Below are 13503 nucleotides of genomic sequence, written 5' to 3'. Positions count from 1 at the left end.
TAAGAAACCCGATAGATTTTAAAACCTATCGGGTTTGCTATTATTTGTAAAATGGAATAGATTATCTGGTGAAAACACTTTTATAATTATCCCAATATCTGTAAATCAAAAATAAGTTAGCCAGGAACAGTAATCCTGCAATTGGTAAACCTTCAGGAGCCAGGAAATAATTGATAAACAAAATGTTTACTGTAATTGGCAGGATCAAAATATTAGCCAATGTTACATAACGTCCTGTTACAAATGCAATTCCGCAAAGCAATTCTATTGATTTTGCTAAAGGCATTAGATAAGTTGAAGCCATTAAACCAACATTAAAAGCTTTAAAATTCCCTGTTGTTTCTGGTTCCGGCATTAGATGAAAAAAATAACTTATAGAAGCAAAAAGCAACAATAGACCAATTAAAACACGGACAATAATGGTAGCAATTTTCATAATACTAGATTTAATAAGGTTAAAAAATAATTTACTTGCTGATAAATATTTTAAATCTGAATTCTCTAATAAAATGAAAATGTGTTTTAAATGTTTTTTATTAAGAATTCTGTAAGCAATACAATTGTATATTGAGTTTAATTTAATACTATATCAAATATAACGATTTTTTTCTTATCAAATTACTGTTTTATTAACACTTTTCTTGTTTTTTTATTGGTGATATTATAATAAATTTTGCTATTTTATAGTCTCATTTATAAGTCTGACCATTAATTTATTTAAATGTTCAACCTGATAATTTCCTACTGATGCAACAAGATGATCGTTGCCAATACCGCTGTCATTGGTTATAAAAACATAAGTTCCATTAGTTGCAATTGCCATATAACGCATTAAAAATTCTGTTTCTTTATCTATTCCGCTGGCAGTTATCGGGATTATTCTGATTCCTTTTTTACTTGCAGTTGCTATCAAATCATGAATTTCTGAGATAATTTGATCATCATAATGTGGCGGAGCATCTAATACTAAAAATAATATTCTTGACGTAGCATCTTCAGACCATTCTAAATCATTAATCGATTTATCTAAAGCTGTTTCAACTGCTTCCGGGAAATCTCCTCCATCTTCGGCTGATTGTTCTTTTATAAAATCAACAGTATCATCAATATCATTTGAAAAGTCAGATATTTTGGTAACATAATCTTCGCCTTTATCCCTGTAAAAAACGGCTCCCATATTTATAGCAACATCTTGGTTTTTATTTTTTACTTTAGAAATAACGTCTGTCAATTCTTTTTTTAAATATTCCAGTTCATCTCCCATAGAACCAGTTGCATCAACCATAAATGCGATATCAATTTTCTTTTCGGTATTTTTTGCATTGTAATTTTGCAAAACTAATCTGTTGACTTTTTTATCAGTATAGGTTTGGATGTTTTTGAATATCTCGTCCCCAATTTTAATTTTTAAGTTTTGTTGATTAGATTGGTTTCCATCCTTTAAATGAGGCCAAAATTCTGCATTTCCTTTATTATTTGTTCTGGATGACCAAACGATTTCATTTTGAGCGTTTATTAATGAAACAGGCACATCTGTTAAATTTTCCGAATCATATTTTATGTTTACAGAAACTCTGTCGTTTAGGCGATACTTCCAGTAATTGCTCATTTCAGCAAATTCAGAATTTGCATTCAATGATTCCCAAAATGCCCAATTACTTAAATCATTCCATTCGCCTGCGGTAATTTGTCCAGCCTGTATTTGCTGTTGTATTTCGGTTTCAGAGTAGCTGTCTCCTGAAGATTCTGTTTCAGCACGATCTTCTGTAGCTGTAATTGAAGTTTCTCTGGCTTCTTCAGCAGAAGAGGTGGCATCTGCTTTTTTGCAAGAAAATAATAATGTGGTAATTACCACGGCGATTAAGCTTAATTTTGCAATTGTTTTCATAAAGGTTTTAAAATTTAATTGATAAATGATGTTTTTGGTTTTATTAAAAGTGGTTTTGTGTTAAAAAGCTGTTTTTATAATAACTCTTAATTCCGTGTACTAAAAAGTGTGCCAATAATTTTTGAGTATTATTTTATCGAAGGATTTTTTTTGTCGTAATTTTGAAATCTAAAAATTATACTTTTTTGAGAGTTTCCATTCATAAACATATTTCAAATCCAGAGCATTTTAAACAACAACTTTTAAGCTGGTCGCAACAATTTCGCGAGGTTATTTTTTTGGATAGCAATTCGTATCCACAAGAATATTCCAGTTTTGATTGCGTGTTGGCTGTGGATGCTTTTACTTCGCTAAAAACTGATTTCCACAATGCTTTTGATGACCTTAAACAATATCAACAAACCACTAAAGACTGGCTTTTTGGCTATCTTTCATATGATTTAAAAAATGATATTGAGCAAGTAAGTTCTTCCAATTTTGATGGTTTAGATTTTCCTGATTTATTTTTCTTTCAGCCAAAAAAAATAATTTCATTAAAAGGAAATGAACTCGAAATGCAGTATTTATTATTGTGTGATGATGAGGTGGAAGATGATTTTGAGGAAATCGTTCAAAGTGAAAATTATTCTTTTATAACGCTAAACGAAGTCGGAACGGCGGGAGAAGTGCAACAGCGTATTTCAAAAGATTTGTATGTAGAAAAAGTTTCGAAAATGCTCGATCATATTCATAAAGGCGATATGTATGAGGCTAATTTTTGTATGGAGTTTTATGCGGAAAATGCAGTTATAAATCCGCTTGAAAAATTTCAGAAACTCAATAAAATTTCAAAGGCACCATTTTCGGTTTTTTTTAAAAATCATAAACATTTTTTGCTTTCAGCTTCACCGGAACGTTATCTGAAAAGAGTAGGAGAGACTTTGATTTCTCAGCCTATAAAAGGAACTTCAAAAAGGTTTTTGGACCCAATTGAAGACGAAAAATCAAAACAATTTTTAGAATCTGATTCCAAAGAACGTGCAGAGAATATCATGATTACAGATTTGGTTCGGAATGATTTGTCGCACACAGCGCAAAAAGGTTCTGTAAAGGTTGTAGAGCTTTGTAGAATCTATTCGTTCTTGCAGGTTCACCAAATGATTTCTACAATAACTTCAAAATTAGATCCGCAATATTCGCCAATCGATGTTTTAAGAACCACTTTCCCAATGGGAAGTATGACCGGAGCCCCAAAAATTTCGGTTATGAAAATTATAGAAAACCTGGAAGAAACCAAACGTGGTTTGTATAGTGGGTCAGTTGGTTATTTTACACCGGATGGCGACTTTGATTTTAATGTTGTGATCAGAAGTATTTTGTATAATCAGGAAAATAAATACGTTTCTTTTTCTGTAGGAAGTGCTATTACAGCACAATCAATACCGGAAAATGAATACGAAGAATGTTTGTTGAAAGCGAAAGCAATGCACGAAGTTTTGCAGTAATTTTTAAAAAGTTAGCCAAAGATTAAAGGATTAAAGTGATTTTGTTTCACGCAGATTTAAAAAGATCAAAGCAGATTTAGTTAGATTTTTATAAAATTAATCTGCGCTCATCGGCTTAAATCTTTTTAAAATCTGCGTGAAATTCATATAGAAAATCTGTGCTAATCTTTTAATCTGTGGCAGAAAAAAAAATAGTGATAATTCGTGCAATTCGTGACAAAAAGCATTAACAAAATACACGCTTAACATTTCATTTAAAAATAGATCGAATTTAATTTTTTACATTTATCGAATGTTTTCAAAATTTCAAAATCACATTACATCGAGATTTCCATTTTTGGAAGAAAAAAAACTATTTCTGGCTATTAGCGGAGGATTGGACAGCATGGTTTTATTGCATTTGTTAAAGCAGTTACCGTATGAAATTGCTGTTTTGCATTGCAATTTTCAACTTCGCGGATTAGAAAGTTTTGGTGATCAGAGTTTTATTCAGGACTATTGTGATCGAAATAACATCCCGATTTTTACCACACAATTTGATACCGAGGCTTTTGCCAAAGATTATAAACTATCGACACAAGTTGCAGCACGTGAATTGCGTTACAGTTGGTTTTATGAACTTTTAGAAAAAGAGAAATTCGATTATATTCTAACCGCACATCATGCCGATGATAATCTGGAAACTTTTATTATCAACTTAACCAGAGGAACAGGATTAGAAGGATTGACAGGTATTCCAGAACAAAACGATCGAATTATTCGCCCGCTTTTGCCTTTTTCCAGAGATGAAATCCTGAAATATGCTCAGGGAAATAATATCGAATGGCGTGAAGACAGCAGTAATGCGTCTAATAAATATCTTCGAAATAAGATTCGCCATGATTTGGTTCCCATGCTGAAAGAAATCAATCCTAATTTTTTGAATGCTTTTAAGAAAACACAATCATATTTACAGGAATCGCAGGAAATGGTCGAAGATGCTTCGATTATGATTTATCAGCAAGTAGCAAAAGAAGACGGTGAGGATATTCATTTTGATTTGAATCAGCTTAAAAAATTGCCTAATTATAAATCATACTTATATCAGTGGCTGAATGAATTTGGCTTTCTGGCCTGGAACGATATTTATGATTTAGTCGATGGACAATCTGGAAAACAAGTGCTTTCGGCTGAGTTTCGTTTACTAAAAAATAGGAATACTTTAATTTTAAGCCCGATTTCTGAAATAGCAGAAAAGGAAGAATTTGAAATTTCGGCAAACGATAAAGAAGTTAATTTTCCCTTAAAATTGAAGCTTTGTCAAGTAGACGACATTACAATAGATTCAAATAAAGCTATCTTTGTGGACGCTGAAAAAATCCAGTTTCCACTTGTTTTACGTAAATGGAATGAAGGGGATATTTTTTACCCTTTTGGGATGGATGGAAAGTCTAAAAAAGTGAGTAAACTTTTTAAAGATGAAAAGTTATCCCTGATAGAAAAAGAAAAAACATGGCTTTTATGTTCAGATAATCAGATTGTTTGGGTTGTTGGAATCAGACAAGATGAACGTTTTAAAATTGAAAATACCACAAATAAAATACTTAAAATAGAATTACTATAATGAACTCTAATCAATACGATCAAACGATAATGTCGAAAAATATCTGGAATAAAACCATTGTGTTTTTCCTGTTTTTCTTGTTTGCTTTTGCAAAAGGGAATGCTCAAATCCTGGAACCGGTAAAATGGACTTCAAAAATTGAAAAGAAATCAGGGAATAATGCCGTTTTAATTTTTGATGGAACAATTGAAAAAGACTGGCATATGTATTCGCAATTTACTCCGGATGGCGGACCTCTTGCTTTGGAAATTGCCTTTAAAAATCAAAAAGGAAACTATAATTTAGTTGGAAAAGCTAAAGAAGGAAAAACCAGAACTGCTTTTAATGATGTTTTTGGTGTAAATGAAACTTTCTTTGAAGGTAAGGCACATATCGAACAGGAAATAACAATTATAAATCCGAATTTGAAAACAGTTGATGTTGAATTTGATTTTCAGGTTTGTAAAGAAGTTTGTATCAATTCGAATAAAAAATTCTCAATTGTAATTCCTTCCACTTTTAAGATGGATGCGGTTGCGAGTGTTTCAGAAGTAAAGAAAGATGAAACTAAAGTAGAAGGTTTAGCAGTTGATACAGTAAAACCAACAATTGAAACGGCTAAGGTTGAAACTACAAAAAATGCTGTTGCTGAAACTCCATCAAAAGAAGATATGCCTGGTCCGACTCCGGCAAGAAGTTTATGGTCGATCTTTTTTATTGCTTTTATATCAGGATTTGCAGCGTTATTAACGCCTTGTGTTTTCCCGATGATCCCAATGACGGTAAGTTTCTTTACTAAACAAAGTAAAAGCAGGGCAAAAGGAATTAGAAATGCTATTTTTTACGGACTTTCAATTATTGCGATTTATGTTATTTTAGGATTAATTGTAACTAAGATATTTGGTGCAGATGCATTAAACGCTTTGTCTACAGATGTGTGGTTTAACTTAATCTTCTTTATTATATTGATCATTTTTGCTACTTCATTTTTGGGAGCTTTCGAAATTATGTTGCCAAATTCATGGGGAAATAAAGTAGATCAACAAGCAGACAGAGGCGGAATAATAGGAATATTGTTCATGGCTTTAGCTCTGGCAATTGTATCGTTTTCTTGTACAGGACCAATTGTAGGGACTTTATTAGTAGAAGCGGCTTCAAATGGAGGAATTGCACCAATTATTGGAATGTTAGGATTTTCATTGGCTTTGGCTTTGCCGTTTATGTTATTTGCAATGTTCCCGGGATGGTTAAATTCTTTACCAAAATCTGGTGGATGGCTGAATACTGTAAAAGTGGTTTTAGGATTTTTAGAATTGGCTTTAGCATTTAAATTTTTATCAAATGCTGATTTAGTTTTACAATTACACTTATTAGAAAGAGAAGTTTTTATTGCGATCTGGATCGCTATTTTTGCAGCTTTGACTTTATATTTATTCGGAAAAATTACATTGCCGCACGATAGTCCGTTACAACATATTTCAGTTGGCAGATTGTATTTAGGATTGCTTACATTAGTGTTTACAGTATATTTAATTCCGGGACTTTGGGGAGCACCATTAAAGTTAATCAGCGCTTTTCCGCCTCCTCCACAATATAGCGAAAGCCCGTTTGGAGTAGGAGGTTCTGCTAATTCAGCAGGAAATGCCGAATCTATAAAAGGATTGCCTGACGGAGCTGAATTAGGGCCGCACGGTATTATGGTTTTTCACGATTATGAAGATGGTTTAGCTTATGCAAAATCAATCAACAAACCAATTATGCTTGATTTTACAGGTTATGCTTGTGTGAATTGCAGAAAAATGGAAAATAATGTGTGGTCAGAACCTACGATTTTACCAATCCTGAAAAACGATGTTGTTTTGATTTCTCTTTATGTAGATGATAAACGTGAATTGCCAAAAGAAGAGCAATTTGTAACTAAATCAGGCGATAAAATTATTACTGTTGGAGATAAATGGACTGATTTTATGATCTCAAAATATAAAACGAATACTCAGCCATTATATATTATAACTGATTTAGAAGGCAAGAATTTAAACAATACAAAACCAACAATTAGTTATGTAAATGCAGATGAATATTTGCATTGGCTAAAAGAAGGAATTGGAAATTTTAAATAATATTTTTTTAGAGGAAAGAGAATAGAATAAAGAAAATAGAAAATAGAATAAAGAAGGTAGGGAATCTAAAAGCTGAATTCTAAAATCTAAAATTATAATATTAAGGTTGAAATTAATTCAAAGCAAAAAGCACTCTGATTACCAAACTCAGAGTGCTTTTTTGTATTAGCAATTTTTTTGTTTCTATTCTTTCGCTTTGTTATCTTGCATTTACTCTTGCTTCTAACTTCTTGCATCTATTTTCTATATTCTACTCTTCATTCTATTCTCTTTAATCTATCTTCTTTCCTCTAAAATAATTAAAGCAAAAAGCACTCTAAGTCTAACTCAGAGTGCTTTTTTAATTTTGGTTTATTTTGGTTTTGGTTTATTTCTTATAAAAATTCTCCGTGTTGAGAAATGTCTAATCCTAATTCTTCTTTTTCTTCAGTAACTCTTAAAGGTGTAATTTTATTTACAACAAAGAATAAAATATACGAACCTACAAAAGCGAAGATTGAAACGATTACTAAGGCAGTTAATTGGTTGATGAATAAAGTTGGGGTTCCAAAGATTAAACCTTGATTGTCTCCAACAGCAGGATTAATAGCTTTTGAAGCAAAAACTCCTGTTAACAGCATACCTACCATTCCACCAACACCGTGACAAGCAAAAACGTCTAAGGCATCATCAATTTTACCTTTAGGGAATTTGCTGACTACAAGATTACTAACAATTGCAGAGAAAGCCCCGATAAAAATAGCGTGAGGAATACTTACGAAACCGGCAGCAGGTGTAATAGCAACAAGACCTACAACAGCTCCAATACAAGCTCCAAGAGCAGATAATTTATGTCCGATGATTTTATCAAGGAAAACCCAGGCCATAGCAGCAGCGGCAGCAGCAACAGTTGTAGTTCCTAAAGCCTGAACGGCTAAACCGTTTGCCCCAAGTGCAGAACCTGCATTGAAACCAAACCATCCAAACCATAGTAAACCTGTACCTAATAATACATAAGTAATTCTGGCAGGATTAACTTTCTGAATTTTTCTTTTTCCTAAAAAGATTGCTCCGGCTAATGCAGCCCAACCAGCACTCATGTGTACTACTGTTCCTCCTGCAAAATCTAATACTCCCATTTTAAAGAAAACTCCATCAGGATGCCATGTCATGTGAGCTAAAGGTGCATATATAACTAAAATAAATAAAACCATAAATAATAAATAAGCCCAGAAACGTACACGTTCTGCAAATGCACCAGTAATTAATGCTGGTGTAATGATGGCAAATTTTGCTTGAAACAACGCGAATAACATAAACGGAATAGTTGGGGCAAGACTCCATGCAGTGTTGGTACCAACGCCTTCAAAGAATAAATTAGTAGATGGATTTCCTATGATTCCTCCTATAGTAGGACCAAAAGCTAATCCAAATGCAACCACAACCCATAAGATAGTAACAATTACCATTGCCATGAAACTTTGTAACATCGTACTGATAACGTTTTTCTTACCTACCATTCCTCCGTAGAAAAAACCTAATCCTGGTGTCATAAGCAATACAAATGCAGTTGCTACGATCATCCAAGCTGTATCTCCTGTGTCGAACTTTACCGCTTCAGCCGGAATTGGACTGTCTTTTAAGATAAAGTTTGATATAAAGGTTAGTACCAAAATAGTGATAAGAATCACACTTAAAATAATTTTTCGCATAGTTATTTAGTTTTAAATTTTTTATAAAAGTATAAAATCAATTGACACCCCTATAAAAAATAGAGTTCAATACTTAATTTTTGTTAATTTTTAAATTTAACCCCCTATATTTTGCGTGTATTTGTTAAAAAGAACTTAAAATTTGGAATTTATTAATGAAAATTTTTAAAAAGTAGGTTTTTAGTGGCTTTGTTAACAAAAAACAATCATAATAATTTCAATTTTAAGATTAATAATGCTTAAATATTCAAATAATTGATAAAAAATGATTTTGATTTTAAATAAAAAGGCATCAAATGAATTTTCAAATGATGCCTTTTTTAAGAAGAGATGTTTATCTATTTCTGATTAAATTTTGCCTTGAATTTATCGTTCAATTTAGTTTGAAAAGTTTCTAAGTTAATGGATCTGCCCTGAATAAAGGCAGTCGTTAATTTATTGGTTCTCATGTCGAGTGCATCACCTTCAGAAATAAATAACGTTGCATCTTTACCCGTTTCTAATGTACCGCAAGTAGCATCAATACCTAGTAATTTTGCCGTATTTGAAGTGATAAGCTGTAAAGCTTTTTCTTTATCCAGACCAAAAGCAGCACAAGTTCCTGCCAGGAAAGGAAGATTTCTTACGCTCATACGTTCGTGATCTCCGCTGTTTTCGAGGCCAACCACAATGCCTTTATCAGTAAGTATTTTAGCCATTTTATAAGGCAGATTTACATCTTGGTCATCACTTGCCGGCATATCGTGAACACGTCTTAGAAAAACACCAACATTGTATTTTTGCAAGACATCAGCAGATTTGTAGGCTTCAAAACCTCCAACAATAACAATTTTTTTAATCTGGTTGTCAACGGCCAATTGTATGGCATCTACAATTTGTTTCTCTTCATCTGCATGGATATACAGCGTCTGTGTTCCGTCAAAAAGTCCTTTTGTTGCTTCTAAAACTACATTTCGTTCTTTTGAAGGAGTTTGATTGTAAGCTTTAGAATTAATTAAAAATGCAGCTATTTCTTCAACTTGTTTAGGATAATCTTTGTTTGCTTCGATTATTCCGGGTTCAAACCATGATCCTGATCTTTTAAAGTTTGATGGAAAATTAAGGTGAATTCCGTCATTCTCTTTTATGATAGCATCCTTCCAGCTCCAGGCATCTAATTGTACTACTGAAGATGTTCCTGAAATTCTGCCTCCACGAGGCGTAATCTGAGCGATTAAAACACCATTCGGACGAACAGTTTCTACTACTTTAGATTCTGAATTGTAAGCAATTATACTTCTTACATTTGGATTAAAACTTCCAATTTCTTCTTCATCATCAGATGATTTTACCGCATCAATTTCTACCAGACCTAATGTTGCATTAGGAACAATAAATCCCGGATAAACATGTTTTCCGCTGGCATCAATAGTAGTATCAAATGCATCGGCAGCAAGCCTGATTGTTCTGGCATCGGCTACTAAAGTAATCTTTCCGTCCTTGAAACCAATCGCGCTATTTTCAATCACTGTTCCGTTACCTAAATGTGCAGTAGCATTTAAAATCAAAACTGATTTAGTTTCTTTTGGTGCCGGTATTTGCTGTGCTTTTATTTGTACCGAAGCACAAACTGCGAGCAGCATTATATATATGTTTTTATGTATCATATTATGTTTTTTTATCTTTCTGAATTTTCTAAAGCCTATAATTGTTCTAAAGTATCACAGTGATATTCTTTTTTCTCTTTTCTTGTAGGCTGTTGTGTACCTGCGCCTTTGTTTTTTTCCTGTAGCATTTGCCCAATTAACAAGCTTCTTTCTTTAGTAATAGCGAGTTGTTTTTCGGCATCTTTTTCAATATCAAAATAAACAACACCTTCAATAATTGTTTTTTCTGCTTTTGCATAAATAGATAATGGATTGTCGCTCCATAATACAACATCAGCATCTTTACCTACTTTAAGACTTCCTACTTTATCATCGATATGTAATAATTTGGCAGGATTCAGGGTTACAAATTTCCAGGCATCTTCCTCAGAAATATTTCCGTATTTAACTGCTTTTGCAGCTTCCTGATTCAATCTTCTGGACATCTCTGCATCATCAGAGTTATAAGCCACAACTAATCCTTCATTGTGCATAATTGGCCCGTTGAACGGAATTGCATCATTTACTTCAAATTTATAAGCCCACCAATCAGAGAAGGTAGAAGCTCCAACTCCGTGTTCTTTCATTTTATCAGCTACTTTGTACCCTTCTAGAATATGCGTAAAAGTGTTTACTCTAAAATTGAATTTCTCAGTAACATTCATCAACATCAAAATCTCAGATTCTACATATGAGTGACAGGTAATGAAACGCTCTTTATTGATGATTTCTGCAATAGTCTGCAATTCTAAATCAACTCTTGGCGCTTTTCCTTTTTTAGAACCGGCGTTGAATTTTTTCCAGTTTTCGTCATATTCTTTGGCACGTTGAAAATAGTCTGTAAAAACCTGTTCAACACCCATTCTCGTTTGAGGAAAACGAGTTGGATTATCTATTCCCCAATTGGCTTGTTTTACATTTTCTCCTAAAGCAAATTTGATAAACTTAGGTTGGTTTTTGTATAACATTTCATCAGGAGAAGATCCCCATTTCCATTTTACAATTGCAGAACGACCGCCAATAGGGTTTGCAGATCCGTGTAAAAGCTGAGAAATCGTTACACCTCCGGCAAGATCCCTGTAAATATTAATATCTTCAGAGTTTACAACATCCTGAATCGTAACTTCGGCAGTTGAGTTGTGACCGCTTTCGTTAACACCTTTTGAAATAGCAATATGCGAATGCTCATCGATGATTCCGCTTGTAATATGTTTTCCTTTTGCATCAATTACTGTAGCAGATGCATCTGAAAGATTTTTACCAACTGCAGCAATTTTTCCGTTTTTAATTAAAACATCAGTTTCTGTCAAAACGCCTTCTTTTTCATTTGTCCAAACAGTAGCATTTTTAAATAATAAGGTTTGAGCCGTTAGTTTTTTCGAATCACCAAAAGCAACGTTAGGATAAGTTGTTGGAATAATAGGATTTGGTTTTTCTACTTTGACAGTATCTTTAACAGCAACAAATGCACTTGTTCTTAAAGCAGTCCAGGTCAACTCATCACCATTTGATAAAACAGCTTTTCCGGATAAACTTTCCGGTTTTTCGATAAATCCGGTTAAACGTGTATAGTTTGATTTAATGGTGTCTGCAGGTTTAATTAAAAGGGAAATCCAATTTTTAGAAACAGCAAAAGTGGTTTTTAATTTTTTTGCATCGGCAGTAGTTATTTCAGATTTTGGCGCATCAACAGTTCCGTCAATTTTCCATTTATAAGTATCTTTTCCAACTGTTAAGTCATAGTTTCCGCGAATATCTTTTCCATTAATATCATTTACTACATATTTTGTTCCCTGAACCCAGTTTTCATATAAAACCGTTTTCTCGTCAAAAATTTCACCTGAAGTAATTACAAAATTGGCATAACTTCCGGTTTTTAAACTTCCAACTTCATTGCTTTTTCCTAAAATAGCGGCCGGAATTGTTGTCAGGGCTTCTAAAGCTTTCGTTTTATCAAAACCATATTTAATGGCTTTTAATAAATTAGGTTTAAAGTCTTCAGTCTTTTTTAATTTGTCAGTCGTCAGGGCAAAAACAACACCATTATCTGATAATACTTTTAGGTTTGAAGGTGCCTGATTCCAGAAACGCATATCTGTCAACTCTATTTGATTAGATAAATATGGATTTGAAACATCATAAGCCTCAGGGAAACTTATTGGGATAATATATTTTGCGTTTGTATTTTTGATTTCGTCGATTCTTTCAAACTCATTTCCGCTGCCTTTCAGAACATAACTTAAGCCAAACTCTTTAGCGATTTTAGCGGCTCTCAAACTATTTAATTTGTCTTCTGAAGCAAAAATCTGAACTAGTTTTTCGTTGTTTGCCAATGCCTCTAACGATAAATCTTTAGTGTCAGAATTTCCTTTTTTATACCAATCCAGGTCTAAATACATCTGACGCAATAAGGCCATCATACCCATTAATGAGCTTGGATATGCCTGATTTGTTAAGGCACTTCTTGAGAATGCAAAGTGATTGGTAATTTTATTGGCGATGATTTGTTTACTGTTTTCAGCATTATTCAGGGCAACTAAAACTCCTGTTCCCTGAGCGATTCCGTCAGGAATATGAGTTCCAACAACACCAAAACCTGCTTTTAGTAATTCTTCGGCTTTTGGCTGGTCATATTTAAACGTTTCATACGTATTTACTTCCGGGCGAACACTTTCGTTCCAGTAATAACCAACTCGTTTCGTATCGTATAGTGGGTTACGATCGCGTCCTCTGGTTACATTAGCTTTTGGTTTTTCAACGCCAAAACTGGTATAAATATCAATAAATGAAGGGTAAATTGTTTTTCCTTCAAGATCAATAGCAATACTGTTTTTAGGAATTGTAATAGTATTTCCAACTGCAACAACTTTCCCATCCTGAATGAGTAAAGTTCCTTTTTCGATTTTTTGAGTTGGTGTAACATAAATCGTGGCATTGGTAAAAACAGTGTAATTCTTGTTCTTGTTCTGCACACTTTCATTAATTGGGAAGTATTCCTGAGCGTAGGTTTTTGTTAAAAAAACACTCAAAAAGAGTAGGAGTAGGGCTTTTTTCATAGTTAATTTGCAATTTTGTTGCTAAAAATATGAAATATATGTTATCTAAAATTTATT

Annotated in this window: 8 protein-coding genes; 3 read left to right on the top strand and 5 right to left on the bottom strand. The window is 33.1% G+C overall.

Annotated elements, in window-relative coordinates; genetic code table 11:
- Positions 1 to 61 precede the first annotated feature (61 nt).
- Positions 62 to 436: a DoxX family membrane protein gene (locus RC62_RS22300; protein WP_055098547.1), complete on the bottom strand. Its 375-nt coding sequence runs from the start codon at positions 434 to 436 to the stop codon at positions 62 to 64.
- A 240-nt stretch (positions 437 to 676) separates the two neighbouring features.
- A complete protein-coding gene (locus tag RC62_RS23055; protein WP_055098546.1) occupies positions 677 to 1888 on the bottom strand; it encodes a vWA domain-containing protein in 1212 nt (403 codons plus the stop codon).
- A 185-nt stretch (positions 1889 to 2073) separates the two neighbouring features.
- On the opposite strand from RC62_RS23055, the gene RC62_RS22290 reads away from it, so the two are divergent.
- The 3 genes from RC62_RS22290 to RC62_RS22280 all read left to right on the top strand — a co-directional run bounded on the left by RC62_RS22290 (position 2074) and on the right by RC62_RS22280 (position 7074).
- Entirely contained in the window at positions 2074 to 3372 is a 1299-nt protein-coding gene (locus tag RC62_RS22290) for an anthranilate synthase component I family protein (RefSeq protein ID WP_055098621.1), read from the top strand.
- Between the two features lie 292 nt (positions 3373 to 3664).
- Complete coding sequence (gene tilS, locus RC62_RS22285) at positions 3665 to 4975, top strand: tRNA lysidine(34) synthetase TilS (RefSeq protein ID WP_055098545.1); 1311 nt, start codon at positions 3665 to 3667, stop codon at positions 4973 to 4975.
- The gene (locus tag RC62_RS22280) at positions 4975 to 7074 is read left to right on the top strand and encodes a protein-disulfide reductase DsbD family protein (RefSeq protein WP_055098544.1); all 2100 of its coding nucleotides are present in this window, start codon (positions 4975 to 4977) and stop codon (positions 7072 to 7074) included. The genes tilS and RC62_RS22280 overlap by 1 nt, the downstream gene beginning before the upstream one ends.
- A gap of 374 nt (positions 7075 to 7448) precedes the next feature.
- Here RC62_RS22280 and RC62_RS22275 read toward each other — a convergent pair whose 3' ends face one another.
- The 3 genes from RC62_RS22275 to RC62_RS22265 all read right to left on the bottom strand — a co-directional run bounded on the left by RC62_RS22275 (position 7449) and on the right by RC62_RS22265 (position 13446).
- Positions 7449 to 8765 carry an ammonium transporter gene (locus tag RC62_RS22275; RefSeq protein ID WP_055098543.1) on the bottom strand — a complete coding sequence of 439 codons (1317 nt, stop codon included), beginning with the start codon at positions 8763 to 8765 and terminating at the stop codon, positions 7449 to 7451.
- Between the two features lie 338 nt (positions 8766 to 9103).
- A complete protein-coding gene (locus RC62_RS22270) occupies positions 9104 to 10411 on the bottom strand; it encodes an amidohydrolase family protein (protein WP_055098542.1) in 1308 nt (435 codons plus the stop codon).
- Between the two features lie 35 nt (positions 10412 to 10446).
- The gene (locus tag RC62_RS22265) at positions 10447 to 13446 is read right to left on the bottom strand and encodes an amidohydrolase family protein (RefSeq protein WP_055098541.1); all 3000 of its coding nucleotides are present in this window, start codon (positions 13444 to 13446) and stop codon (positions 10447 to 10449) included.
- Positions 13447 to 13503 lie beyond the last annotated feature (57 nt).

Origin of the sequence: Flavobacterium aquidurense, assembly GCF_001404985.1 — a bacterium.
In the GTDB taxonomy this organism is placed as follows: domain Bacteria; phylum Bacteroidota; class Bacteroidia; order Flavobacteriales; family Flavobacteriaceae; genus Flavobacterium; species Flavobacterium aquidurense_B.
The sequence above is the reverse complement of the archived record's forward strand: the minus strand, read 5'-3'. Positions and strand labels throughout refer to the sequence as shown.

Bases quoted from the DNA above. Each gene is read 5' to 3' on its own strand.
- RC62_RS22280 (WP_055098544.1), top strand. From the start codon at position 4,975: ATGAACTCTAATCAATACGATCAAACGATAATGTCGAAAAATATCTGG.
- RC62_RS22300 (WP_055098547.1), bottom strand. From the start codon at position 436: ATGAAAATTGCTACCATTATTGTCCGTGTTTTAATTGGTCTATTGTTG.
- RC62_RS22265 (WP_055098541.1), bottom strand. From the start codon at position 13,446: ATGAAAAAAGCCCTACTCCTACTCTTTTTGAGTGTTTTTTTAACAAAA.
- RC62_RS23055 (WP_055098546.1), bottom strand. From the start codon at position 1,888: ATGAAAACAATTGCAAAATTAAGCTTAATCGCCGTGGTAATTACCACA.
- RC62_RS22270 (WP_055098542.1), bottom strand. From the start codon at position 10,411: ATGATACATAAAAACATATATATAATGCTGCTCGCAGTTTGTGCTTCG.
- tilS (WP_055098545.1), top strand. From the start codon at position 3,665: ATGTTTTCAAAATTTCAAAATCACATTACATCGAGATTTCCATTTTTG.
- RC62_RS22275 (WP_055098543.1), bottom strand. From the start codon at position 8,765: ATGCGAAAAATTATTTTAAGTGTGATTCTTATCACTATTTTGGTACTA.